The organism is Blastococcus sp. SYSU DS0619 (genome assembly GCF_054051035.1).
Genome location: NZ_JBJHAM010000008.1, coordinates 107,148 through 131,765 on the forward strand (window position 1 = coordinate 107,148; position 24,618 = coordinate 131,765).

Here is a 24,618-nt window from a genome sequence, read left to right on the forward strand (position 1 = left end):
CCCGCCCCGATCGGGGCGGGCGGCCGGTCAGGCCTCGTGCTCAGTCGTTGCCCAGCTCCATGGCGGCGCGGTCCAGCAGCGCCTCCTCGTCGGAGACCTCCCCGCGGGAGGCGATCGCCTCGGCGCCGCCGACGTCCATCGCACCGATGAGCCCGGTCGACGCGGCCTGCGCGGCGCCGATCGCCGCGGCCGTCGTCCCGCCGCCCACCATGCCCAGGCCGGCGTACTGCTCCAGCTTGGCCCGGGAGTCGGCGATGTCCAGGTTGCGCATGGTCAGCTGACCGATCCGGTCCACCGGCCCGAAGGCGGAGTCCTCGGTGCGCTCCATCGAGAGCTTGTCCGGGTGGTAGCTGAACGCCGGGCCGGCGGTGTCGAGGATCGAGTAGTCCTCACCGCGCCGCAGCCGCAGGGTCACCTCACCGGTGACGGCCATGCCGACCCACCGCTGCAGCGACTCCCGCAGCATCAGCGCCTGCGGGTCCAGCCAGCGCCCCTCGTACATGAGCCGGCCCAGCCGGCGGCCCTCGCTGTGGTAGTTGGCCAGCGTGTCCTCGTTGTGGATCGCGTTGACCAGCCGCTCGTAGGCGACGTGCAGCAGCGCCATGCCCGGCGCCTCGTAGATGCCCCGGCTCTTGGCCTCGATGATCCGGTTCTCGATCTGGTCGGACATGCCCATGCCGTGCCGGCCGCCGATGGCGTTGGCCTCCAGCACCAGCTCGACCGCCGAGCCGAACTCCTTGCCGTTGATCGTCACCGGCCGGCCCTGCGCGAAGCCGATGGTGACGTCCTCCTGGGCGATCTCGACCGACTGGTCCCAGAACCGCACACCCATGATCGGCTGGACCGTCTCGATGCCGGTGTCCAGGTGCTCGAGGGTCTTGGCCTCGTGCGTGGCACCCCAGATGTTGGCGTCGGTGGAGTAGGCCTTCTCCGCACTGTCGCGGTAGGGCAGGCCGTGCGCGACCAGCCACTCCGACATCTCCGTGCGGCCCCCGAGCTCGGTCACGAAGTCGGCGTCCAGCCACGGCTTGTAGATGCGCAGCGACGGGTTGGCCAGCAGGCCGTACCGGTAGAACCGCTCGATGTCGTTGCCCTTGAACGTCGAGCCGTCGCCCCAGATCTGGACGTCGTCCTCGAGCATCGCGCGCACCAGCAGCGTGCCGGTGACGGCGCGGCCCAGCGGCGTGGTGTTGAAGTAGCTGCGGCCACCGGAGCGGATGTGGAAGGCGCCGCAGGTGAGCGCGGCGAGCCCCTCCTCCACCAGCGCCGCCCGGCAGTCGACCAGCCGGGCGAGCTCCGCGCCGTACGCAGTCGCCCGGCCGGGGACCGAGGCGATGTCCGGCTCGTCGTACTGGCCGATGTCCGCGGTGTAGGTGCAGGGCACCGCGCCCTTGTCGCGCATCCACGCGACCGCTACGGAGGTGTCGAGACCGCCGGAGAAGGCGATGCCGACGCGTTCGCCGGTGGGCAGGGAGGTGAGCACCTTGGACACGATGACGAGTATGCACGATGTTGCATAGTCATGCAGCGCCCCCTCCCCCGGGAACCTCGGCGGGAAGGGCCGCCGGCGCCTCAGGGGTGCTGCGTCAGGGGTGCTGCGTGCGGGTGGGCAGACCGCCCGCGGGTCGGTGCCGGTCCCGCTCGTAGTCGGTGACCAGCCCGATCCGGCGGACGTGCCGCTCGTCGCCGCTGAACGGCGTCCGCAGGAACTCGAGCACCAGCGCGGTGGCCTCCTCGGCGCTGTGCTGCCGGGCGCCGATGGAGACCACGTTCGCGTCGTTGTGCTCGCGGGCGAGCTGGGCGGTCGCGGTGTTCCACACCAGCGCCGCGCGCACGCCGGGCACCTTGTTGGCCGCCATCTGCTCGCCGTTGCCGGAGCCACCGATGACCACGCCCAGCGACCCGGGCTCGGCCACCGTCCGCTCCCCCACCTCGAAGCAGAACGGCGGGTAGTCGTCCTGGGCGTCGTACTCGAACGCACCGCAGTCGACCGGCTCGTGGCCGGCCTCGGTCAGCGCCTGCTTGAGGTGCTCCTTGAACTCCAGGCCGGCGTGGTCGGTTCCGACGAAGACGCGCATGACCGGAGTCTGTCAGGCTCCCCGGCATGGCGGTGCTGGGGCTGGACGGCTGGCGGGGCGCCTGGGCCGGCGCCCACCTGGACGACGGCGAGGTGACGCTGCTGGCCCTGGCCGACGCCACCGCGGCACTCGCGCTACCGGGCGTGACGACGGTGGCGATCGACATGCCGATCGGACTGTCGGAGAGCGGCCCGCGCACCTGCGACGTCATCGCGCGGCGGTGTCTCGGCCCGGCGGGCAGCTCGGTCTTCCCCGCTCCGCTGCGGCCGGTTCTGAGCGCCGCCGACTACGCCGAGGCCTGCCGGATCTCCGTGGCGGCATCGGAGACGGATTCGAAGCCGGGCAAGGCGCTGTCCAAGCAGGCATGGTTCCTGGTGCCGTCGATCCGCTCGCTGGACGACGCGCTGGGCGACCCGCCCGATCAGCGCGTCCACGAGGTACACCCGGAGCTGTCCTTCCGGGCACTGGACGAGCGGGTGCACGACCCGAAGATCACCGCCCGCGGACTGGCCCAGCGGCTCGCCGCCCTGCGGCCGGTGATGGACGTCGACCGGGCACTGGCGGAGGCGCCGCCGCGGCTGCCCGCCGTCGACGCGCTGGACGCCTGCGCCGCGGCGTGGTCGGCCCTGCGGATCGCGGCCGGCACGGCGCAGAGCGTGGGCGACGACGCCCGCGACAGCCGGGACCGCCCGATGCGGATCAGCTGGTGAGCACCGTCTGGCAGGACGTGGCCGACGGGGTGCTGGTGCGGCGGCACCCCGGCCTGGACCTCAACTGCGGGCTGATCGTCGGCGATGGCGCCTGCCTGGTGGTCGACACCCGGTCGCACCTCGGCGAGGCGGCCGAGCTCGCCGCCGCCGTCCGCGCCGTCACCCCTCATCCCTGGACGGTGGTCAACACGCACGCCCACTACGACCACTGCTTCGGCAACGCGGCTTTCCGCCCGGCACCGGTGTGGGGTTCGAGGCGCTGCGCGGCGGTCCTGCGCGAGACCGGGGAGCGACAGCGCTCCGATCGGGTCGCCGAACTGCGGGCGACCGGCGATGCCGAGGGAGCGGCGCGCGTGGCCGCCGTCCCGCTGGCCCCGCCGGACCACCTGGTGGACGAGATCGCCGTCCTCGACGTCGGCGGCCGGGAGGTGGTGCTGCGCTTCCTCGGCCGCGGGCACACCGACCACGACCTCGTGGTGGAGGTGGAGACCGACGGGGACGGCACCGTGCTCTTCGCCGGAGACCTGGTCGAGCAGGGCGCACCGCCGGCGTTCGAGGACGCCTGGCCCGCGGAGTGGCCGGCGACGCTCGGCCGGTTGCACGCGCTGGCCCGCGGCCCGGTGGTGCCCGGCCACGGCGCGGTGGTGGACGCGGCGTACGTGGGGGCGCAGCGAGCGGAGCTGCTCGCCGTCCTCGCGGCGCTGCGGCAGGGCCGGCCCGAGACCGGCCCCTACCCCGAGGCGACCATGCGCATCGCCGCGTCCCGGCCACGCTGAGCTCCAGGTTCCGGGATCCGCACCGCTCCGCTAGCGGGAGATCAGGAGCCGGTCAGCCGGCGGACGACCGACAGCGGGAGCACGCGCAGCAGCCCGGCGACCGGGCGCCACGGCCACTGTGGCACGTAGCCGCGCACCGGCTCGCGCTCGATGACGTCGACGAGCGACGTGACGCCCTTGTCCAGCCCCACGGTGAGCGGGCCGCGACGGCCGACGTTGATGTCGGTGGCGATGTAGCCGGGCAGCACGGTGGAGACGACGATCTGCGAACCGTAGACGTCGGAACGGATGCCCTCGGCGAGTGAGTTCAGCGCCGCCTTGCTGGCGCCGTAGGCGGTACGCGTCCCCGGCATGCCGCGGACCGACGCGACCGAGGAGATGAGCACCAGGTGCCCGGCGCCCTGGCGGCGGAAGAGTTCCATCGCCGCCTCGCACTGGGCGTGCGAGCCGAGCACATTGGTGAGCAGGACCGCCCGGTTGGCCGCGGCCGCGCCGGTGCCCACCGAGGCGCCCTTGCCGATGCCGGCGTTGACGATCACCCGGTCCAGCCCGCCGAGCCGGTCGGCGAGCTCGGGCAGCACGGTCGCCACCGACGCGGCGTCGTCGACGTCCATCGCGGCGACCTCGACGCGGATGCCGGGGTGCGCTGCGCGCAGCTCGGCCTGCAGCGACTCCAGCCGCTCGACGCGGCGCGCGCAGAGCGCGAGGTCGCGGCCCATCGCGGCGAACCGGCGGGCCATGCCCTCGCCGAGGCCGGAGCTGGCGCCGGAGATCAGGATGCGCTGACGTGTGGGGTGCGGCACCCGGTCATGGTGCCGCACCCCGTCGCCCTGCGCTTTTCCGCGGAAAGGCTTCCGAGCTCTTCCGCGGAAAGGCTCGGATGATGTCAGCGGCGGGTGAGCTCCAGGGCGTCGGCCGGGACGGAGGCCATGTCCGGCCCCGACGTGCGGGTGCGCTTGAGCTCCCAGAAGTCGGGGAGGTTGGCCAGCAGGACCGCGCCGTCGAAGGCCTTGCCGGCGTCCTCGCCGGTGGGGACCTTGCTGATCACGGGGCCGAAGAAGGCCACGCCGTCGATGTGCATGACCGGGGTGCCCACGTCGTCGCCCACCGGGTCCATACCGGCGTGGTGGCTCTTCTCGAGCGCCTCGTCGTACTCGGTAGACCCGGCGGCCTCGGCCAGCTCCGCCGGCAGCCCGACCCGCTCCAGGGCGGGGGCGATGAGCTCGTCGAGCTCGCGCTCCTCGTGGTGCCGGAGGGTGCCCATCGCGGTGTAGAGGTCGCCGAGCACCTCGTCGCCGTGCTGCTGGGCGGCGGCGATCGCCACGCGCACCGGGCCGATGGCCGTCTTCATCATCTCGGCGTACTCCTCGGGCAGGTCACGCCCGCGGTTGAGCACCGCCAGCGACATGACGTGCCAGTGCAGGTCGATGTCGCGGACCTTCGCCGCCTCGAGCACCCACCGGCTGGTGAGCCAGGCCCAGGGGCACAGCGGGTCGAACCAGAAGTCCACGCGCGCCCTGGTGGGGGCGCTCTGCACTGCGTCGGTCATTCGTGCTCCTCGCTCCGTGGCCCGGGCGGGGGCGCCCGGGGCCGCTACTGATGGCTGGCAAGTCGGGCGCCCTCCGGGTTGTTCCCCTCGGAGGTCACAGGTGGACGGCGGGCGGACCGTCGTCCCCGCATGACAAGCTGCCCGGGTGGCCGTACCCAACCTGACCCGCACCGATGCCGCCGTCCGCGCCGAGCTGCTCGCCGTCCAGAGCTACGACATCTCCCTCGACGTCACCGACGGGGCCGGCCATCCCGGTGAGCGCACCTTCCGGTCGACGACGACCGTCGAGTTCACCTGCCGCCAGCCGGGCGCGGACACCTTCATCGACCTGGTCGCCGAGACGGTCCACTCGGCCACGCTCAACGGCACCGAGCTGGACGTGCGCGGCTACACCGAGGACGGCGGCCTGCCGCTGCCCGGCCTGGCCGAGCAGAACACCCTCGTGGTGACGGCGGACTGCCGGTACTCCAACAGCGGCGAGGGCCTGCACCGCTTCCTCGACCCCGAGGACGGGCAGGTCTACCTCTACACCCAGTTCGAGCCGGCCGACGCCAAGCGCATGTTCACCTGCTTCGACCAGCCCGACCTCAAGGCCTCGTTCACCCTGCACGTGACGGCGCCGTTCGACTGGCAGGTCATCTCCAACACCGGCGACCGCACCATCGAGGCGGGCGAGGGCGGCTCGCAGCTCGCCCACTTCGCCCCCACGAAGCGCATCTCCACCTACCTGGTCGCGCTCATCGCCGGGCCCTACGCCAAGGTCACCGACCTGCACGAGGGCATCCCGCTCGGGCTGTACTGCCGCGCCTCGCTGGCCCAGTACCTGGACGCCGACGAGATGTTCCGCGTCACCAAGCAGGGGTTCGACTTCTTCCACCGGGTGTTCGACTACCCGTACCCCTTCGACAAGTACGACCAGCTGTTCGTGCCCGAGTTCAACGCCGGGGCGATGGAGAACGCCGGCGCGGTCACCTTCCTGGAGGACTACGTCTTCCGGTCGAAGGTCAGCCGGGCGCGCTACGAGCGCCGCGCGGAGACGGTGCTGCACGAGCTGGCCCACATGTGGTTCGGCGACCTGGTCACCATGCGCTGGTGGGACGACCTGTGGCTCAACGAGTCCTTCGCCACGTACATCAGCACGCTGGCCCAGGCCGAGGCCACCGAGTACACGACAGCCTGGACGACCTTCGCCAACACCGAGAAGGCCTGGGCCTACGCCCAGGACCAGCTGCCCTCGACCCACCCGATCGCCGCCGACATCCCCGACGTCGCCGCGGTCGAGGTCAACTTCGACGGCATCACCTACGCCAAGGGCGCCTCGGTGCTCAAGCAGCTGGTGGCCTACGTCGGCCGCGACGAGTTCCTCGCCGGCGTGCAGCGGTACTTCCGCCGGCACGAGTACGGCAACACGACGCTGGCCGACCTGCTGGGTCCGCTGTCGGAGAGCTCCGGGCGCGACCTGTCGGAGTGGGCCGACCAGTGGCTGCGCACCAGCCAGGTCAACACCCTGCGCCCGGTGTACGAGCTCACCGACGACGGCCGGTACGCCGGCTTCGCCATCGAGCAGACCGCGGTCGCCGAGCACCCGGTGCTGCGCAACCACCGGCTGGCGGTGGGCCTCTACAGCGAGGGCCCCGACGGGCTGACCCGCACGCACCGGGTGGAGCTGGACGTGGCCGGCGCGCGCACCGAGGTCCCGGAGCTGGCCGGGCACCCGGCCGCCGACCTGGTGCTGGTCAACGACGACGACCTCACCTACGCCAAGCTGCGGCTCGACGAGCGGTCGCTGGCGACGCTGCGCACCCGGATCGGCGCCATCCCCGACCCGCTGGCCCGCGCGCTGTGCTGGTCGGCGGCATGGGACATGACCCGCGACGCCGAGCTGCCCGCCCGCGAGTGGGTGCAGCTGGTGCTCGCCGGGATCGGCACGGAGAGCGAGAGCAGCGTCATCCAGTCGCTGCTGGGCCGCGTGCAGGCCGCGCTGTCGTCCTACGCCGACCCGGCCTGGGCGCCAACCGGCTGGGCGCAGCTGGCCGACGCGGCGCTCGCCGCGCTCGAGGCGGCCCCGGCGGGCAGCGACCAGCAGCTGCTGTGGTCGCGCACCCTGGCCGCGGCCGCCCGCACCGAGGAGCACGCCACCGCGCTGCGCGGCCTGCTCGACGGCTCGCTGACGGTCGCCGGGCTCGAGGTCGACGCCGACGCCCGCTGGGCGTTCCTGCACGGGCTGGTCGCCATCGGCGCGGCCGGGGACGCGGAGATCGACGCCGAGGCGGAGCGGGACGCCACCGCCACCGGCATCCGGCGGGCGGCCACGGCGCGGGCGCTGCGCCCGACGGCGGAGTCCAAGGAGGAGACCTGGCAGCGGGCCTTCACCGACGAGACGCTGCCCAACGCCGTGCACGAGGCGATGCTCCAGGGCTTCTGGCACCCGGCCCAGCGCGAGCTGACCGCGGGCTACGTCGACCGCTACTTCGCGGAGATCCGCGCGGTCTGGGACCGCCGTCCGGGCGAGATCGCCAAGAACGCCGTCCAGTACCTGTTCCCGCCGGTGGTCGAGCCGCGCACCATCGCCGCGGCGGACGCATGGCTGTCCGACGCCGAGCAGCCGCCCGCGCTGCGCCGACTGGTGTTCGAGGGCCGGGACGGCATCGCCCGGGCCCTGCGCGCCCGGGAACGGGACGCCGACGCGGCGCTCTGAGCCCGGCACCCTGCATCCGACGCCGGCCCCGTCCACCACCCGGTGGACGGGGCCGGCGTCGTCCTCCCGACCTCCCCGTGCCGCCGCTGATGATCAGGTCACCTGATCATCAGGGGTCCTGGCTCACCACCGGTGCTGAGCCAGGACCCGGAACGATCAGGTCACCTGATCATCAGGGGGGGGCCGCACACGACGAAGGCGCCGCACCCCGGATGGGGTGCGGCGCCCTCGTCGTCGATCGGTGCGGGCGTCGTCGGTCAGTGCGGGCGGAGCCCCGCCGGGTGGCCGGCCTGGTCGGAGAGCTGGCGCAGGCCGTTGACGATGCCGCCCACCAGGTCACCGGAGCTGAACGCGCTGGTCATGGAGAGGACGGCGAGCGCGCAGGCGCGGTCGGGCAGCCGACGGGCTGCTCCCGCGCCGGTCACGACCTCCACGACCCGCTGGCCGGGCGAGACGGCGAGCAGCACGGCGTCGGCCGGGTGGTGGCCGGAGCGGGCGTGCAGCTCCTCGGCGTGCGCGCGGGTCGGCGTGCGCAGCTCACCCACGTACAGCGTGAAGCGCAGCCCGGTCTCGCGGGAGGACATGGTCAGCGCCTCGTCGAGACGGGCCAGCTCCTGGTAGCTGAAGATCTCGTCCAGCGGCCCCTCGTCGGTGCGGGCGGGAGCGGTCTCGTTGGTGGCGGTGTCGTGGGAATCGACGTGCAGCGCGCGGGTCATCGCCGGCCTCCGGGCAGGGTCGTCGGAACGGAGCAGTAGGTCACCGGGTCACCAGGTCCCACGGGCGCCGCCCAGCGGGCCGGCCGGCGAGGGGATGCGGGCAGCCGTGGCACCGCCGTGCGACCCGCCGGAGCCGGTGCCGACGGCAGGGCCTGCCCCGCGCTCGGACTCCAGGGCGCGCTCACCCGGCTGCTCCGGGTACATGGAGGAGCCGAGGGCCGCGGTGCCGCTGCTGCCCGGGACCGCGGCGGGCCCGTGCGCCGGGGCCGGGCCGTGCCCACCGGTCTGCGCGGGGTGCGGCTCGTACCAGACCGGGGCGTAGTTCCACGGCTGGCCGGGCTTGTAGCGGGGCCGCCGGCTGGAACCGGGCTTCAGGGTCAGCAGCGCCAGCACGATGATGATGGCCAGCGGGATGCCGGCGTAGACGAGGATGGTCTCGGCGACGGTCACGCCGGACAACTTACCGGGGCGGCCGGGCGTTCACCGGCTCTCGGTCCAGACGGCGGGGCGCCGGTGCGCCCAGGGGCGGGCCGCCTCCAGCTGCGCGGCCAGGGAGACCAGGGTCGCCTCGTCGGCCGGGCGGCCGACGAGCATGGTGCCGACGGGCAGGTCGTCGGCCGTCCAGTGCAGCGGCACGCTGACGGCCGGCTGCCCGGTCACGTTGAACAGCGCGGTGAACGCGGCGTAGCGCTTCTGCCGCTCGAAGTCCGGCGCGCCCTCGCCGTCGGCCTGGAACCAGCCGATCGGCCGCGGCGTCATGGTCAGCACCGGGGCGAGCAGCACGTCGAAGCCGGCGGTGGCGCGCACGAACTGCCGGGAGAAGACCCGCAGCGCGAACATCGCCTCCATCGCGTCGCGGGCCGACAGCGCCAGCCCGCGGTCGCGCATCCAGCGGGTCAGCGGCTGCAGCTGGTCGAGCCGGTCGGGCGGCACCGGCAGCGTGGTGGCGCTCAGGGCCCACACCCGCTCGAAGGACGGCAGCACGGAGGGGTCCAGCAGCCCCGCGGGCACGTCCTCGACCACGTGGCCGAGGCCCTCGAGCAGCCGGGCGGCGTCGTCGAACGCCTCGGCGACCTCCGGCTCGAGCTCGACCCCGGGCATCGGCGACTCGGAGTACCGCCCGATCCGCAGCCGGCCCGGCTCCCGGTCGGCCCAGCCGAGGAAGGTCTCCCCCGGCGGCAGGGGCGGCGCCCAGAACGGGTCGCCGATCTCCGGGCCGGCCATCGCGTCGAGCAGCGCGGCGGCGTCCCGCACGGTGCGGGCCAGCGGCCCGCTGGTCCCCAGACCGGTGACCTCGCTGCCGTACGGCGCGTTGCTGATCCGCCCGCGCGTGGGCTTGACGCCGACCAGGCCGTTGATGCTCGCCGGGATCCGGACCGACCCGCCCCCGTCGCTGCCCTGGGCGACGGGCACGAACCCGGCGGCCACCGCGACCGCGGCGCCCCCGCTCGAGCCGCCGGCCAGCCGGGAGGGATCCCACGGGGACCGGGCCGGACCGACCAGCTCGTTGTCGGTCCAGCAGGGGAAGCCGAACTCGGGGGTGTTCGTCTTGCCCACGCTGATCGTCCCGGCGTCGGCCAGCCGGGTCACCACGGCGTCGTCGACCGACGGCACGTAGTCGGCGAAGGCGGTGGAGCCGAACGTCGTCCGCACACCGGCGGTGTTGTTGAGGTCCTTGATCGCCGTCGGGACGCCGAACAGCGGCGGCAGCTCGCCGCCCTCGCGCAGCCGGGCCTCCGCGGCCGCCGCGGCGGCGAGCGCCCGCTCGGGGGTCACGGTGATGAATGCGCCCAGGCCGGCGTCCAGCGCATCGATCCGGCGCAGCGCGTGCGCCACCAGCTCGGTGGGGCTCACCTCCTTCGCGCGGACGGCGGCGGCCTGCTCGAGGGCGGTGAGGTCGTGCAGCTGGGTCACGGCGGCAACCTAGCCCGCGGCGCTCATCCGGGGTCGGGGACGCCGATCGGGTTCCCCGCGGGCCACTCCCCCGCGGCGACGACGGTCCGGCGCACCGGCCGCAGCAGCTCGGCGAGGCGGTCGCAGCCGCGGTCGCCCAGTGCCCGCCACGGTCCGAGCGCCAGCCGATCCGTGTCCGCCTCGATCTCCGCGACCCCGGCCCGCCCCTCGGCGGACAGCTGACCAGCGTCCAGCCAGCCGCGGTCGGCGAGCCGCGCCGCGGCGTCGTCCCAGGCGGCGTCGTCCCAGCCCCGGGCCTTCTGCAGCCAGGCGCGGTCGGAACGGCCGGCCGCGGCGGCGAGGACGTGCGCCTGGACCCCGTCGATCTCGCGGTGGACCAGCGCCACCGCGTGCCCGTCGCCGCGGTGCTCGCGCAGCGTGGTGAGCGCCTGCCACAGCACCAGGTGCGGCTCCCCGGGCACCGCCACGCCGGTGTTCGCCGCGGCCAGCGGACGACCGGGCAGGTCGACGGCGGCGGCCGCGGCCGCGGCCAGCGCCATCGCCTCGGCCGTGTCGGCCGAGCCGATCCACTCCTGCCCCAGCACCCGCCGGACCGCCGCGTCGACGCCGTCCAGCCGTGCCGCCAGGGCCGTCGCCGGCGTCGCCGCGGCCCACACCGCGGGCACCCGGCGGGAGACGAACCCCGGCGCGAAGTTCCCGAAGGTGGCGGTGACGGCCTCGGGGCCCACGGCGCCCAGCGGCGCCGCCCGCCCGGCGAAGTAGCCCGCCCAGAAGCCGCGCAGCCCCGCGGCCTCGAAGGCGGCCCGCGCCTCGCCGGCGAAGTAGGTCAGCGCGTGGAACGGCTCGGCGAGCGCCCACAGCCGGCGGGCGGTCGCAGGGTCCACCGTCACGCGCTGACGCTCTCCGGCATGCCCAGCCACTCCCGCCAGCGCGGGTCGACGGTGCGGTGGCCCAGCAGCCGCCACGCCGCGCCGCTGGGGGTGCACGGCGGGTGCGGGAGCTTCCAGCCCAGCTCGGCCAGCGAGCGGTCGGCCTTGGTGTGGTTGCACCGGCGGCAGGCGGCGACCACGTTGTCCCAGGTGTGGGTGCCGCCCCGGCTGCGCGGGACCACGTGGTCGATGCTCGTGGCCGAGCCGCCGCAGTAGACGCAGGTCTGCCCGTCGCGGGTGAAGACCGCCCGGCGGGAGAGCGGGACCGACGCCGGGTACGGCACCCGGACGTACCGGGTGAGCCGCACGACCACGGGCACCGGGAGGCTCAGCGTCTCGGCGTGGCAGACATCGGCGGCGACGTCGACGGACTCGGCCTTCTCGGCGAGGACCAGCACGATCGCCCGCCGGCTGGACACCACGCACAGCGGCTCGTACGTCGCGTTGAGCAGCAGGGTGGCGCCCGTGGTCGTGGGCGAGGGCACGGGGACGAGCGGCGGGACGGGGTCGCGCCGCGAGCCTGGGTGACCCGCCGGCGTCGACCCGGGCGCGGAACGCGGCACGGATCACCTCCGGACGCCCCGGACCGCCGGGTGCTGCACGACCCGCGGGCAGCCCCATTCTGACCCGGGATCGCCGGGTTGGCGCACTCGAAATCCGTCCGGCCCCGGCTCGCTGTCCCCGGCGCCGACTAGCGTGCCCGCCATGCGCTACCCGGAAGCCCCGCGGCTGGACATCGTCGACGAGCTGCACGGCCACCGGATCCCCGACCCGTACCGCTGGCTCGAGGACCCCGCCGACCCCCGCACCGTGGAGTGGGCGCAGGCGCAGGACGCGCTCACCGCCGAGGTGCTGTCGGCCCTGCCGCTGCGCGAGCGGTTCGCCGGGAAGCTGGGTGAGCTGGTGCGCGCCGGCGCGGTCGGCCTCCCGGTGTGGCGCGGCGGGCGCGCCTTCTCCACCCGCCGCGATCCGGGCCAGGAGCACGCCGTGCTGCGGGTGCGCGAGGCCGACGGCAGCGTCCGGGTGCTCGTCGACCCGATGGCGCTGGACCCCGAGGGGACGACGACGCTCGACGCCTGGGCGCCGTCCTGGGAGGGCGACCGGCTGGCCTACCAGATCTCCACCGGTGGCGACGAGGAGTCCCAGCTCTACGTCCTGGACGTCGCCACCGGCGAGCTGCTCGACGGGCCGGTCGACCGGTGCCGCTACTCCCCCGTCGGCTGGCTGCCGGGCGGCGAGGAGCTGTTCTACGTCCGCCGCCTCGCCCCCGACCAGGTGCCCGCCGGCGAGGAGCAGTACCACCGCCGGGTCTGGCGCCACCGGGTCGGCGCACCGGCCGACGACGACGTGCTCGTGCACGGTGAGGGCAGCGACCCGGCCAGCTACTTCGGCGTGCGCACCAGCCGCGACGGCCGCTGGCTGGTCGTCTCCCGCTCGGTCGGCACCGCGCCGCGCGACGACGTGTGGCTCGCCGACCTCGACGGGGACGGAGTGCTGCGCGAGCTGCAGGTCGGGGTCGACGCGCAGACCGCCGCCTGGGTGGCCCGCGACGGGCGGCTCTGGCTGATGTCCGACCGCGACGCCCCGCGCTGGCGGCTGGCCGTCGCCGACCCCACCGACCCGGGCTCGTGGGCGCCGGAGCGGTGGCGGGACGTGATCCCCCAGCAGGACGGCGCCGTCCTCTCCGACCTGGCGCTGGTCGACGCCCCGGACGGCACCCCGCAGGTGCTCGCCGTGCACGCCGTGGACGCCACCGACCGGCTGTCGGTGTGGGCGGCCGACGGCAGCGGGCGGATCACCGACGTGCCTGCTCCGGGTGCCGGCAGCATCTCCGGGGTCAGCGCACCGCCCGAGGGCGGCACCAGCGCGTGGGTCGGCTACACCGACTACGCCACCCCGCAGTCGGTGCTGCGCTGGGACGCCGCCTCGCCCACCGGCCTCGAGAGCTGGGAGCGGGCCGCCGTCGCCGGGGAGGTGCCGCCGCTCACCGTCCTCGAGACGCACGCGACGTCGCAGGACGGGACGCCGGTGCACCTGTTCGTGCTCTCCGGTACCGGCGTCCCCGACCGACCGCGCCCGACGGTGCTCTACGGCTACGGCGGCTTCAACGTCTCCCTGACGCCGGCCTACACGGCGCAGGCCCTGGCGTGGGTCGCCGCGGGCGGCGTCTGGGTGGTGGCCAACCTGCGCGGCGGCTCGGAGCACGGCGAGGAGTGGCACCGGGCCGGGATGCGGGAGCGCAAGCAGAACGTGTTCGACGACTTCGCCGCCGCCGCCGAGCACCTGGTGGCCGGCGGGTGGACGACGCACGGGCAGCTGGCGGTCATGGGCGGGTCGAACGGCGGCCTCCTGGTGGGCGCCACCCTGACCCAGCGCCCCGACCTCGCCGCCGCCGTCGTCTGCAGCGCGCCGCTGCTTGACATGGTCCGGTACGAGCGCTTCGGCCTGGGCCGCACCTGGAACGACGAGTACGGCACGGCCGAGGACCCCGTGGAGCTCGGCTGGCTGCTGGGCTACTCGCCGTACCACGCGGTGCGCGAGGGGACGGCCTACCCGGCGGTGCTGTTCACGACGTTCGAGTCCGACACCCGGGTCGATCCGCTGCACGGGCGCAAGCTCGCCGCCGCGCTCCAGCACGCGACCAGCTCCGCGGCCCCGGTGCTCCTGCGCCGGGAGGTCTCGGTGGGGCACGGCGCCCGCGCGGTCAGCCGGACCGTGGGGCTGGCCGCCGACCAGCTCGCCTTCCTGGCGGCGCACACGGGTCTCACCAGCTGAGACACCCGTGCGTCAGCATCCGGACACGCGCTGTTGCCTGCACGGGCAGCGTCCTCAGCACCTGAAAGAATTCCGGTAATGACCGGATCCCCCACGGTGCTCGCCGCGGACGACGGGGCGGCCGTCGTCGACTGCGCCGACTACTGGCTCTGCCAGAAGGTCTACGACTGGTCCGGCATGGACTGGCTCGCCGAGAACGCCCAGACGCTCATCGCGACCCCGGGCCGGATCCTGCTGGTCGTCGTGCTGGCCGCGGTCGCACGGGCGCTGGCCCACCGGGCGATCGGCCGGCTCACCGACCGCACGGCGACCGGGGCGATGCCCACCATCCTGCGGCCCTTCCGCAGCCGCACGCCCGCCGCCGAGGAGGTCATCGAGCAGATCGCCGCGCGGCGCACGCAGCGGGCCGAGGCCATCGGCTCGGTCCTGCGCAGCTTCGCCTCGATGGTGGTCCTCGGCATCGCCGTCGTCCTGGTGCTCGGCGAGCTGGGGGTCAACCTGGCGCCCATCCTCGCCAGCGCCGGCGTGGTCGGCGTCGCGCTCGGCTTCGGGGCGCAGAACCTGGTCAAGGACTTCATCGCCGGGATCGGCATCATCCTGGAGGACCAGTACGGCGTGGGTGACGTCGTCGACCTCGGCGAGGCCATCGGCACCGTGGAGGCCGTCGGCCTGCGGATCACCCGGCTGCGGGACGTCAACGGCGTGGTCTGGTACGTCCGCAACGGCGAGGTGCTGCGGGTCGGCAACAAGAGCCAGGGCTACGCCCAGGTCGTCATCGACATGCCGGTCGCGCACGACACCGACCTGGAGCGCTGCCGCACGGTCATGCAGGAGGTGGCCGACGAGATGTACGCGCAAGCCGAGTGGGCCGGCGTCCTCCTGGCCGAGCCGGAGTCCCTCGGGGTCGAGCAGATCACTTCGGAGGGCGTGTTCCTCCGGCTCACCGTGCGCACCACCAACGCCGACCAGTGGCGGGTCGGCCGCGAGCTGCGCATGCGGCTCAAGGAACGGTTCGTCGCCGAGGGGATCCGCACCCCGCTCCCCCTCCTCAGCGCCGCCGGCGCCGGAACGGGTCCCCGCTGAGCGCGCCCGCGCCGCAGGACCCCGTCCCGGGCGCCCCGGTGCGGCAGGCCACCTTCCGCGAGGTCTTCGCCGTCCGCGAGTTCCGGCCGCTCTTCGGCACCTTCGTGCTGTCCGCGGCCGGGGACGAGCTGGCCCGGGTCGCGCTCACCGTGCTGGTCTACGACCGGACGTCGTCCCCGCTCCTGGCCGCGCTGACCTTCGCGATCAGCCACCTCCCCTGGCTGCTCGGCGGGCCGCTGCTGTCCACGCTGGCCGACCGGCTGCCCCGTCACCGGGTGCTCATCGCCACCGACGCCGCCCGCGCGCTGCTGGTCGCGATCATGGCCATCCCGGGCACCCCCCTGCCGGTGCTGCTGGCCCTGCTCTTCGTGGTGGGCTTGTGCGCCCCACCGTTCGAGTCGGCCCGCTCCGCGCTGATGGCCGACGTGCTCGACGGCGACCGGTACGCCGTCGCCACGTCCCTCACCGGCATCACCCTGCAGCTGGCCCAGGTGGGTGGGTTCCTCGCCGGCGGGGCGCTGGTCGCGGTGCTCAACCCCTCCGCCGCGCTGCTGGTGGATGCCGCGACCTTCGTGATCTCCGCGGTCTGGCTCTGGGCGCGGCTGCAGCCCCGGCCGGCCCCGGTGTCCGAGAGCGGCGGCGCGCCGGGGTCGCTGTGGCGCGACACCGCCGAGGGTCTGCGGTTCATCGGCCGCAGCCCCCGGCTGCTGGCCATCGTCGGCGTCCTGTGGGTGACGACGGGGTTCGTGTACTCCTCCGAGGGCATCGCCGCCCCGCTGGTGGACTCCCTCGGCCAGGGGACGACGGCGGTCGGCGTCCTCCTGGCCGCCAACCCGCTCGGAGTCACCATCGGCGGGCTGGTCATCGCCCGGCTGGTGTCCCCCGCGCGGCGCGAGCGCCTGGTCGTCCCGCTCGTCGTCGTCTCCCTCGCCCCGGTGCTCATCGGCGGCCTGGTCGCTGCGGCGGCCGGGCCCGGGGCGGTGCCGTTCTGGTTCCTGGTCGGGATGATGTTCGTCTCCGGGCTGGGCGCGGCGTGGTCGATCCCGCTCAACGTCGCCTTCGTGCAGGCGGTGCCCAGCGCCTACCGCGGGCGGGCGTTCGGCGTCGCGGCCAGCGGCCTGGCCGGCGTCCAGGGGCTCGGCGCGATCGCCGCGGGCCTCGCCGCCGAGGGCTTCGGCCCGAGCGTGGTGGTGGCACTCTCCGGCGGGATCGGAATGATCGCGGTCGCCCCGGCGCTGGTTGCCTATCGGCGGACGCGCGACCGGGCGGCCGCCCCGACCGAGGCCGAGGGAGCACCAGACGCATGAGCGAGTCGAGGCGGTCCCTGCCGTCGGCACGGACCTTCTACGACGAGATCGGCGGCGAGGAGACCTTCCGCCGGCTGGTCTCCCGCTTCTACGCCGGCGTGCGCACCGACCCGGTGCTCGTCCCGATGTACCCCCAGGACGACTGGGAGGGCGCCGAGACCCGGCTCCGCGGGTTCCTCGAGCAGTACTGGGGCGGGCCGACGACCTACTCCGAGGAGCGCGGGCACCCGCGGCTGCGGATGCGGCACGCCCCCTTCGCCATCGGCCCCGCCGAGCGCGACGCCTGGCTGACCCACATGCGCGACGCCGTCGACTCGCTGGAACTGCCGCCGGAGCAGGACGCCACGCTCTGGGGCTACCTGGAGATGGCCGCGCGGAGCATGCAGAACCGCTGAGCCACCGGCGCTCCTCGCCGGGCCCCGTCCCCGTCCGCGGGTCCCGCCGGACCTCCCGCGCCCGGCGGCCACCGCCGGAGCGCCCGCACACCCGAACGTCCAACAGAGCACCCGAGGAGCCCGGTGAGCCCGGAGCCGAACCGCACCCTGTCCACGACCGACACCGACTGGTGGCGGGACGCGGTCTTCTACCAGATCTACATCCGCAGCTTCGCCGACGGCAACGGTGACGGCGTGGGCGACCTGGCCGGCATCCGGTCGCGGCTGCCCTACCTGGCCGACCTCGGCGTCGACGCGCTGTGGATCACGCCGTTCTACCCCTCGCCGATGGCCGACCACGGCTACGACGTCGCCGACCCGCGGGACGTCGAACCGGTGTTCGGCGACCTGGCAGAGTTCGACGCCCTGCTCGGCGAGGCGCACGCGCTGGGCATCCGGGTGACCGTCGACCTGGTGCCCAACCACAGCTCCCACGACCACGAGTGGTTCCAGGCGGCGCTGGCCGCCGCCCCCGGCTCCCCGGAGCGCGCCCGGTACCTGTTCCGCGACGGCCGCGGGCCGGACGGCGCCGAGCCGCCGAACAACTGGCCGTCGGTGTTCGGCGGGCCGGCGTGGACCCGGGTGCCCGACGGGCAGTGGTACCTGCACATCTTCGCGCCCGAGCAGCCGGACCTGAACTTCGCCGACCCGGAGGTCGTCGCCGACCTGGACGAGACGATGCGGTTCTGGCTCGACCGCGGGGTGGACGGGTTCCGCATCGACGTCGCCCACGGCATGGCCAAGCCCGACGGCCTGCCCGACATGGTGCCGATGGACGACACCGGCCTGCTCGACGACCACGGCCCCGGGGACCACCGGTTCGACCAGGACGGCGTGCACGTGGTGCACCGCCGCATCCGCACGGTGCTCGACCGTTACCCCGGCACGATGGCCGTCGGCGAGGTCTGGGTCTCCGACGACGAGCGGCTGGCCCAGTACCTGCGCGAGGACGAGCTGCAGCTCGCGTTCAACTTCAAGCTGCTCACCGCCGAGTGGACGCCCGAAGGCCTGCGGGACGCGATCACGCACTCGCTCGCGGCGGTGGCGGGCACGCCCGCCCCGGCCTGCTGGGTGCTGTCCAACCACGACCGTCCCCGGCACGTCACCCGCTACGGCGGCGGCGAGCTCGGCACCCGGCGGGCCCGGGCGGCGGCGCTGCTGCAGCTGGCGCTGCCGGGTGCGGCCTACCTCTACAACGGCGACGAGCTCGGCATGCCCGACGTCGACCTGCCCGACGAGGTGCTGCAGGACCCGATCTGGTTCCGCTCCGGCGGCGCCGAGCGCGGACGCGACGCCTGCCGCATCCCGATGCCCTGGTCGGGCAGCGAGCCCTCGTACGGCTTCTCCACCGGGCCGGACACCTGGCTGCCCATGCCCGAGGGCTGGACGGAGCTGACCGCCGAGGCGCAGCGCGCGGACAGCAGTTCGATGCAGTCGCTGTATCGAGATGCGCTCGCCCTGCGCGCGTCCTCGCCCGCGTTCGCGGGGGAAGACCTGCAGTGGTTACAGGCACCCGACCGTTGCGTCGCCTTCCGGCGCCCGGGCGGGCTGGTCTGCCTGCTCAACCTCTCCGGTGCCCCGGTGCCCGTGCCGGAGGGCCGGGTGCTGCTCAGCAGCGCCCCGGTCGACGGCGGATCGCTGCCCGACGACGCCGCGATCTGGCTGCAGGCCTGAGCGCACCGGCCGGTACCCGGGCGCCGCACGGCGCTCGGGTACGTTGCCGCAGGTGACGCCGGGACGGCGGCGCCCGTCCGCCGGCGCATCGCAGGAGTGAGCATGAAGACCCGGGACCTGGCCTACATCGCGCTCTTCGCGGCCATCATCGCCGTGCTGGGCACCCTCCCCGCGGTGAACATCGGGCCCGTCCCGATCACCGCGCAGACCCTCGGCGTGATGCTCGCGGGCAGCGTGCTGGGCGCCCGTCGCGGCTTCCTCGCCGTGCTGCTGTTCCTGGTCCTGGTGGCCATCGGGCTGCCGCTGCTGGCCAGTGGCACGGGCGGCCTGGCGGTGTTCGCCGGCCCGACCGCGGGCTACCTGTACAGCTGGCCGGTGGCGGCGTTCGTGATCGGCTGGCTGACCGAGCGCCTCTGGGCCCGGTACAACGTGGCGTGGGGCGTGCTGTGCAACGTCGTCGGCGGGATGGTCGTCATCTACCTGATCGGCGTCCCGGTGCTGGCCGCCGTCGCCAACCTGTCCCTGGGCGAGGCCATCGTGTCCGGGGCGCTGCCCTTCCTCCCCGGTGACGCCGTCAAGGCCTTCATCGCCGCGGCGATCGCTGCCCAGGTGCGCCGCAGCTACCCGGTGATCGAGCGACCGCAGCGGGCGGTCGCCGCCAGGTGAGGTTCCGCCGGCCGGAGCCACGGCCCGACGCCGCCGCCGACCCCGCACGGGGCATCGAGCTGCGGGGCGTCTCGCACCGCTACGGCGACCGCCCGGTGCTCACCGACGTCGACCTGCACCTGACCGAGGCGCGGATCGGCGTCGTCGGCGCCAACGGCTCGGGCAAGAGCACGTTCGCGCGGCTGCTCAACGGGCTGGTCGTGCCCACGGCCGGGCAGGTGCTGGTCGACGGGCTGGACACCCGGACCTCCCTGCGCGAGGTGCGCCGGCGGGTCGGCTTCGTGTTCCAGGACCCCGACGCCCAGATCGTCCACCCCACGGTCGCCGAGGACGCCGCCTACGGGCTGGAGAACCAGCGCGTGCCCGCCGCCGAGCGGGCCGAGCGGGTGGCCGAGGTGCTGGGGCGGTACGGGCTCGCCGGGCACGCCGACCACCCCGCGCACCTGCTGTCGGGAGGGCAGAAGCAGCTGCTGGCGATCGCCGGGGTGCTGGTGATGCGCCCGGCACGCGTCGTCTTCGACGAGCCCACGACGCTGCTCGACCTGATCAACGCCCGGCGCGTGGCCCGGGTCATCGACGAGCTGGAGCAGCAGGTGGTCGTGGTGACCCACCAGCTGGACCTGCTCGACGGCTTCGACCGCGTCCTCGTCGTCGACGGCGGACGGATCGTCGAGGACACCGCTCCCCGCCCGGCGATCGCGGCCTACCGGGCGCTCATGGAGCGGCGATGACCCTCGCGCTCTACGTGCCGCGGCGCAGCGTCGTCCACCGCGTCCCGGCCGGCGGCAAGCTCCTGGCCCTCGCGGTCCTGGCGGTGCTGCTGTTCGTCGTGCCCACGCTCCCGGTGGTCGGTGCCGCACTGCTCGCGGTGCTGGCCGTAGGTCTCGTCGCCGCGCGGCTGCCGGCGGCCGCGCTGGCCCGGCAGGCGCGGACGGTGCGCTGGTGGCTGGCCGGCCTGTTCGTCTTCCACGCCCTGTTCAGCGACCTGCCGACGGCCGCGGTGACCGTGCTCCGGCTGCTGACCCTCGTGCTCGCCGCCGCGGTGGTGACGGCGACGACGCGGGTGACCGAGATGGTGGCGGTGATCGAGCGGCTGTGCGCGCCGCTGCGGGTGGTCGGCGTGCGCCCGGCGCGGATCGGCCTGGTGATCTCGATGGCGCTGCGGTTCATCCCGGTGCTGGCCGAGCGGGCCGACCGGATCCGTGAGGCGCAGGCCGCCCGCGGCGGGTCGGCGCGGGGCATCCGGGGTCTGCGGACGACGGTGACCCCGCTGCTGGTGCAGCTGCTGCAGATGGCGCACACCGTCAGCGAGGCGCTCGACGCCCGCGGCGCCGACGACGTCCCTCCTGCCCGGGGACGCCGCTCCCCCGCCCCCGCCGCCTGACCGTGGAGGTCCCGATGGATGCCGGCTCGCTGCTGGAGATCTGGACGACGCCCGCGGCGGCTGCGCCGATGCGCCGGGCGCCGTCGGCGCGGCTGGTCCCCGGCGTCGGGCTGGAGGGCGACCGCTACGCCCTCGGCGGTGGCACGTGGGCGCAGTACCCGGACCTGGAGAAGCAGCTCACGCTGATCGACCGGGACGACGTCGCCGCCGTCGCCGCCGAGGTGGGCGGGCCGTTCACGACGGCGGACACCCGGCGGAACCTGGTGACCACCGGCGTGGACCTGCCGGCGCTGGTCGGCCGCTGGTTCGCGGTGGGCGACGCGCTGCTGTTCGGCATGAAGCGCTGCCCGCCGTGCACGCACCTGGAGCGGCTGACCGGCCTGAAGCTGGTGAAGGCGATGGTGCACCGGGGCGGGATCAACGCGGCGGTCTTCGGTGGCGGGCTGGTGACCGCCGGCGCCGTCGTGCGCCCGGTGTCGGACGAGGAGGCCGCCCGGCGGGGTGCGCCGACCGGCGCCGATCGCCCGGTGCCGCGGATCGTGGCCGGCTGACCGCTGCCGGGTCGACCCGGGTGCGGCGGGGTGGAGCCGGATGCGCACGCGGCTCCACCCGGCGCGATCCGGGTCGACCCGCGCGCGGCACCGGTCAGGCTCCGGCCGGCTCGTCGGCCCAGCGGGTGAGGAACTCCTTCTCCTCCGGGGTGAGCCGGCGCGGCCTGTTCAGCGCGAAGTCGAAGGGGACCAGCAGCGTGCTGCCGGTGACGGCGAGCTTCCCGTGGTCGAAGAGCTCGTAGTGGCAGGTGAACGCGGCGGCGCGGATGCCGGAGACCCAGACCTGGACCTCGAGCGGATCGGCGTCGTAGACGACCGAGCGCTTGTAGGCGATCTCGTGCGATGCGACCACCAGCCCGCGGCGCATCCCGGTGCGCTCGTCGTGCGTCGGCTGCTCGAAGAACAGGTTCACCCGCGCCATCTCGAAGTAGCCGAGGAAGGCGACGTTGTTGATGTGCTGGTAGGCGTCCATGTCCGACCAGCGCATGGGGACGTGCACGGTGTGCCTCACCCCGCCCACCCTGCCGCATGGCTCCGGCCGGGCGCCGACCGGGAGAGGGGCCGCGGCTCAGCCGCCGAGTCGCCGGGCCAGCCGCGCCTGCCCGGGTCCGGAGAGCTCCGATGCGAGTCCGCGGCGTCCGGCCACGGCCATCAGGAGCGCCTCCGCGGTGCCCCGGACCTCCGGGCCCCGGCCGAAGGTCCAGTCGATGTCGGTGGCCACCAGCCGCACGCCGCGGACGCGCAGCACCCCGAGCAGGGTCGGGGCGAAGAGGGCCGTGCGCAGCGCCGGCACCAGCCGCTCGGCCGGGATGGTGCGGGGCAGGCCGAGCGGGCGCCGGATGTCCTGCTGGTGGATCATGCCGTCGGTCAGGGCGATGGCGCCGCCCATCCCCGCGGTCAGGCCGGACGGCGTGAGGTGGTCGTCCAGGAGCTGGACGAGCTGGGCGGGCGTCCGCGTCGCGTACTCCCGGAGCCCGACGGCGTTGACGCGGTCGACCATGAACAGGCCGCGGGAGAACCGCTCCGCCAGCTGCCGCGGCCGGAGCTCCTCGTAGCTCAGCATGTGCGCCACCACGTCGCGGACGGACCACCCGGCGCAGAGCGACGGTGCGCGCCACTGCTCCGGCGCGAGCCCGGCCAGGAGCCCGCGGAGGTCCTCGCGCTCGGCGCGGGCCAGGGCCATCACGGTCATGCGCACCCCGGGGCTGTCGTGGTCGCACCGGTGCACGACGGGAGTACGGCGAAGACTAGGCAACCGGCGGCCGGTGGGCCAGGGGTCGCTCACCGGGAGGCGCCCCGGCCCCGCACCGGCCCGGATACGCCGACGGCCGGCGCGGAGCGGTGCTCCACGCCGGCCGTCGGGACCGAACGGGTCCTCCTGCTCAGTCGCGGGAGAGCTTGCGGTAGGTGGCGCGGTGCGGGCGAGCCGCATCCGGGCCCAGTCGCTCGACCTTGTTCTTCTCGTAGTCGGCGAAGTTGCCCTCGAACCAGAACCACTTCGAGTCGCCCTCGTAGGCCAGGATGTGCGTCGCCACCCGGTCGAGGAACCAACGGTCGTGGCTGACCACGACCGCGCAGCCCGGGAACTCGAGCAGCGCGCTCTCGAGGCTGGTCAGCGTCTCGGTGTCGAGGTCGTTGGTGGGCTCGTCGAGCAGCAGCAGGTTGCCGCCCTGCTTGAGGGTGAGCGCCAGGTTCAGCCGGTTGCGCTCACCGCCGGAAAGCACGCCGGCCGGCTTCTGCTGGTCCGGACCCTTGAACCCGAACGCCGCCACGTAGGCGCGCGAGGGCATCTCGACGTTGCCCACCTTGATGTGGTCCAGGCCGTCGGAGACGACCTCCCACAGCGTCTTCTTCGGGTCGATGCCGCTCCGGGTCTGCTCGACGTAGGACAGCTTGACCGTCTCGCCGACCTTGATGTCGCCGTCGTCCGGCTTCTCCTCGCCGACCAGCATCTTGAACAGCGTGGTCTTGCCGACGCCGTTCGGGCCGACGACGCCCACGATGCCGTTGCGCGGCAGCGTGAACGACAGGTCGTCGATCAGCACGCGGTCGCCGAAGCCCTTGGTCAGGTTCTTCGTCTCGACCACGACGCTGCCCAGCCGCGGACCCGGCGGGATCTGGATCTCCTCGAAGTCGAGCTTGCGGAACTTGTCGGCCTCCGCGGCCATCTCCTCGTACCGGGCCAGACGCGCCTTGCTCTTGGCCTGGCGGGCCTTGGCGCCGGAGCGGACCCACTCGAGCTCGTCCTTGAGCCGCTTGGCGCGCTTGGCGTCCTTCGCGCCCTCGACCTGGAGGCGGGCGGCCTTGGTCTCGAGGTAGGTGGAGTAGTTGCCCTCGTACGGGTAGGCGCGGCCCCGGTCGAGCTCGAGGATCCACTGCGCCACGTTGTCCAGGAAGTACCGGTCGTGGGTGACGGCGACGACGGTGCCGGCGTACTTCTCGAGGTGCTGCTCCAGCCACGCCACGCTCTCGGCGTCCAGGTGGTTGGTGGGCTCGTCGAGCAGCAGCAGGTCGGGCGCCTCCAGCAGCAGCCGGCACAGCGCGACGCGGCGGCGCTCGCCACCGGAGAGCACGGTGACGTCGGCGTCGCCGGGCGGGCAGCGCAGCGCGTCCATGGCCTGCTCGATGCGGGCGTCGAGCTCCCAGCCGTCGGCGTTCTCGATGACCTCCATGAGCTCGCCCTGCTCGGCCATCAGCGCGTCGAAGTCGGCGTCGGGCTCGCCCATCGCCGCGCTGACCTCCTCGAAGCGGGTGAGCGCGTCGCGGAGGGGCTTCACGGCCTCCTCCACGTTGCCGCGGACGTCGAGGTTCTCGTTGAGCGGCGGCTCCTGCAGCAGGATCCCGACCGTGGCGTCGGGGGCGAGCGTCGCGTCGCCGTTCGAGGGCTGTTGCATGCCGGCCATGATCTGGAGCACGGTGGACTTGCCGGCACCGTTGGGGCCGACGACGCCGATCTTCGCGCCGGGCAGGAACGACAGGGTGACGTTGTCGAGGATCACCTTGTCGCCGTGCGCCTTGCGCGCGCGGACCATCGTGTAGATGTACTGAGCCACTGGGCTTCGAAGCCTTCCGTCGTCTCGCGGATGATCCCGCCCGGCGAGCCTACCGGGGGCGGGGATGGCGGACGTCCGCTCTGCGGAGGGCCGCAGGCGTTCCGGGTCGGCCGTCGGGTACGGCCTGCCATCGATCGATCCGGTGCAACGCCGTACCCGTCTCCCCGGATTCCCGGCCTCCCGGCCACCTCGATCGTCGTCATGACCGGCTCGAGCGGACCGCGGGGGGGGGGGGGGGGGGGGGGGCCCGCCCCCCCCCCCCCCCCCCCCCCCCCCCCCCCCCCCCCCCCCCCCCCCCCCCCCCCCCCCCCCCCCCCCCCC

General features: G+C 74.4%; 24 protein-coding genes. 12 read left to right on the forward strand and 12 right to left on the reverse strand.

Annotation, left to right across the window (positions count from 1 at the left end):
* Nucleotides 1-40 precede the first annotated feature (40 nt).
* Both argG and ACI79T_RS11940 read right to left on the reverse strand, forming a co-directional pair.
* The gene (gene argG, locus ACI79T_RS11935; protein WP_456610279.1) at nucleotides 41-1,492 is read right to left on the reverse strand and encodes an argininosuccinate synthase; all 1,452 of its coding nucleotides are present in this window, start codon (nucleotides 1,490-1,492) and stop codon (nucleotides 41-43) included.
* A gap of 94 nt (nucleotides 1,493-1,586) precedes the next feature.
* Nucleotides 1,587-2,078 (reverse strand): ribose-5-phosphate isomerase, encoded by a 492-nt coding sequence (locus ACI79T_RS11940; protein ID WP_456610280.1) that lies wholly within the window; start codon nucleotides 2,076-2,078, stop codon nucleotides 1,587-1,589.
* Between the two features lie 26 nt (nucleotides 2,079-2,104).
* Here ACI79T_RS11940 and ACI79T_RS11945 point away from each other — a divergent pair, with 26 nt between their 5' ends.
* Together ACI79T_RS11945 and ACI79T_RS11950 are read left to right on the forward strand one after the other, a co-directional pair.
* Entirely contained in the window at nucleotides 2,105-2,788 is a 684-nt protein-coding gene (locus tag ACI79T_RS11945) for a DUF429 domain-containing protein (RefSeq protein ID WP_456610281.1), read from the forward strand.
* On the forward strand, nucleotides 2,785-3,564 hold the full coding sequence (locus tag ACI79T_RS11950) for an MBL fold metallo-hydrolase (RefSeq protein ID WP_456610282.1): 780 nt from the start codon (nucleotides 2,785-2,787) through the stop codon (nucleotides 3,562-3,564). Before ACI79T_RS11945 ends, ACI79T_RS11950 begins: the two co-directional genes overlap by 4 nt.
* Before the next feature lie 41 nt (nucleotides 3,565-3,605).
* Here the strand turns inward: ACI79T_RS11950 and ACI79T_RS11955 are convergent, their stop codons facing one another.
* Together ACI79T_RS11955 and ACI79T_RS11960 are read right to left on the reverse strand one after the other, a co-directional pair.
* Complete coding sequence (locus ACI79T_RS11955; RefSeq protein ID WP_456610283.1) at nucleotides 3,606-4,367, reverse strand: SDR family oxidoreductase; 762 nt, start codon at nucleotides 4,365-4,367, stop codon at nucleotides 3,606-3,608.
* Nucleotides 4,368-4,450: 83 nt separating this feature from the next.
* Nucleotides 4,451-5,113 (reverse strand): mycothiol-dependent nitroreductase Rv2466c family protein, encoded by a 663-nt coding sequence (locus ACI79T_RS11960; RefSeq protein WP_456610284.1) that lies wholly within the window; start codon nucleotides 5,111-5,113, stop codon nucleotides 4,451-4,453.
* 145 nt (nucleotides 5,114-5,258) lie between these two features.
* On the opposite strand from ACI79T_RS11960, the gene pepN reads away from it, so the two are divergent.
* On the forward strand, nucleotides 5,259-7,811 hold the full coding sequence (gene pepN / locus ACI79T_RS11965; protein WP_456610285.1) for an aminopeptidase N: 2,553 nt from the start codon (nucleotides 5,259-5,261) through the stop codon (nucleotides 7,809-7,811).
* A 257-nt stretch (nucleotides 7,812-8,068) separates the two neighbouring features.
* Here pepN and ACI79T_RS11970 read toward each other — a convergent pair whose 3' ends face one another.
* Genes ACI79T_RS11970 through ACI79T_RS11990 form a run of 5 tightly spaced genes read right to left on the reverse strand, consistent with a single transcriptional unit; the run spans nucleotide 8,069 to nucleotide 11,855 of the window.
* Nucleotides 8,069-8,527 carry a DUF5130 family protein gene (locus tag ACI79T_RS11970; protein WP_456610286.1) on the reverse strand — a complete coding sequence of 153 codons (459 nt, stop codon included), beginning with the start codon at nucleotides 8,525-8,527 and terminating at the stop codon, nucleotides 8,069-8,071.
* A gap of 48 nt (nucleotides 8,528-8,575) precedes the next feature.
* Nucleotides 8,576-8,977 (reverse strand): aa3-type cytochrome oxidase subunit CtaJ, encoded by a 402-nt coding sequence (gene ctaJ, locus ACI79T_RS11975; protein WP_456610287.1) that lies wholly within the window; start codon nucleotides 8,975-8,977, stop codon nucleotides 8,576-8,578.
* Between the two features lie 30 nt (nucleotides 8,978-9,007).
* On the reverse strand, nucleotides 9,008-10,441 hold the full coding sequence (locus ACI79T_RS11980; RefSeq protein WP_456610288.1) for an amidase: 1,434 nt from the start codon (nucleotides 10,439-10,441) through the stop codon (nucleotides 9,008-9,010).
* A 23-nt stretch (nucleotides 10,442-10,464) separates the two neighbouring features.
* Nucleotides 10,465-11,331, reverse strand: coding sequence for an SCO6745 family protein (locus tag ACI79T_RS11985; protein WP_456610289.1), 867 nt, complete (start codon nucleotides 11,329-11,331; stop codon nucleotides 10,465-10,467).
* Nucleotides 11,328-11,855, reverse strand: coding sequence for an HNH endonuclease (locus ACI79T_RS11990; RefSeq protein WP_456610290.1), 528 nt, complete (start codon nucleotides 11,853-11,855; stop codon nucleotides 11,328-11,330). The genes ACI79T_RS11985 and ACI79T_RS11990 overlap by 4 nt, the downstream gene beginning before the upstream one ends.
* A gap of 220 nt (nucleotides 11,856-12,075) precedes the next feature.
* On the opposite strand from ACI79T_RS11990, the gene ACI79T_RS11995 reads away from it, so the two are divergent.
* From ACI79T_RS11995 to ACI79T_RS12035, 9 genes are all read left to right on the forward strand, one after another.
* Complete coding sequence (locus ACI79T_RS11995; protein ID WP_456610291.1) at nucleotides 12,076-14,145, forward strand: prolyl oligopeptidase family serine peptidase; 2,070 nt, start codon at nucleotides 12,076-12,078, stop codon at nucleotides 14,143-14,145.
* Nucleotides 14,146-14,223: 78 nt separating this feature from the next.
* A complete protein-coding gene (locus ACI79T_RS12000) occupies nucleotides 14,224-15,228 on the forward strand; it encodes a mechanosensitive ion channel family protein (RefSeq protein ID WP_456610292.1) in 1,005 nt (334 codons plus the stop codon).
* 38 nt (nucleotides 15,229-15,266) lie between these two features.
* Entirely contained in the window at nucleotides 15,267-16,535 is a 1,269-nt protein-coding gene (locus ACI79T_RS12005; RefSeq protein WP_456610293.1) for an MFS transporter, read from the forward strand.
* Nucleotides 16,532-16,930: a globin gene (locus ACI79T_RS12010; protein ID WP_456610294.1), complete on the forward strand. Its 399-nt coding sequence runs from the start codon at nucleotides 16,532-16,534 to the stop codon at nucleotides 16,928-16,930. Before ACI79T_RS12005 ends, ACI79T_RS12010 begins: the two co-directional genes overlap by 4 nt.
* Before the next feature lie 123 nt (nucleotides 16,931-17,053).
* Nucleotides 17,054-18,643: a glycoside hydrolase family 13 protein gene (locus ACI79T_RS12015; protein ID WP_456610295.1), complete on the forward strand. Its 1,590-nt coding sequence runs from the start codon at nucleotides 17,054-17,056 to the stop codon at nucleotides 18,641-18,643.
* 102 nt (nucleotides 18,644-18,745) lie between these two features.
* Complete coding sequence (locus ACI79T_RS12020) at nucleotides 18,746-19,309, forward strand: biotin transporter BioY (protein WP_456610296.1); 564 nt, start codon at nucleotides 18,746-18,748, stop codon at nucleotides 19,307-19,309.
* Complete coding sequence (locus ACI79T_RS12025) at nucleotides 19,306-20,040, forward strand: energy-coupling factor ABC transporter ATP-binding protein (protein WP_456610297.1); 735 nt, start codon at nucleotides 19,306-19,308, stop codon at nucleotides 20,038-20,040. The genes ACI79T_RS12020 and ACI79T_RS12025 overlap by 4 nt, the downstream gene beginning before the upstream one ends.
* The gene (locus ACI79T_RS12030) at nucleotides 20,037-20,693 is read left to right on the forward strand and encodes an energy-coupling factor transporter transmembrane component T (protein ID WP_456610298.1); all 657 of its coding nucleotides are present in this window, start codon (nucleotides 20,037-20,039) and stop codon (nucleotides 20,691-20,693) included. The genes ACI79T_RS12025 and ACI79T_RS12030 overlap by 4 nt, the downstream gene beginning before the upstream one ends.
* A 14-nt stretch (nucleotides 20,694-20,707) precedes the next feature.
* On the forward strand, nucleotides 20,708-21,244 hold the full coding sequence (locus tag ACI79T_RS12035) for an MOSC domain-containing protein (protein ID WP_456610299.1): 537 nt from the start codon (nucleotides 20,708-20,710) through the stop codon (nucleotides 21,242-21,244).
* A 94-nt stretch (nucleotides 21,245-21,338) separates the two neighbouring features.
* On the opposite strand, the gene ACI79T_RS12040 is transcribed toward ACI79T_RS12035, so the two are convergent.
* The 3 genes from ACI79T_RS12040 to ettA form a co-directional block, all read right to left on the reverse strand.
* Entirely contained in the window at nucleotides 21,339-21,755 is a 417-nt protein-coding gene (locus tag ACI79T_RS12040; protein ID WP_456610300.1) for an acyl-CoA thioesterase, read from the reverse strand.
* Nucleotides 21,756-21,812: 57 nt separating this feature from the next.
* Nucleotides 21,813-22,436: a maleylpyruvate isomerase family mycothiol-dependent enzyme gene (locus ACI79T_RS12045; protein WP_456610301.1), complete on the reverse strand. Its 624-nt coding sequence runs from the start codon at nucleotides 22,434-22,436 to the stop codon at nucleotides 21,813-21,815.
* 190 nt (nucleotides 22,437-22,626) lie between these two features.
* Nucleotides 22,627-24,297, reverse strand: coding sequence for an energy-dependent translational throttle protein EttA (gene ettA, locus ACI79T_RS12050; RefSeq protein ID WP_456610302.1), 1,671 nt, complete (start codon nucleotides 24,295-24,297; stop codon nucleotides 22,627-22,629).
* Between the last annotated feature and the right edge of the window lie 321 nt (nucleotides 24,298-24,618).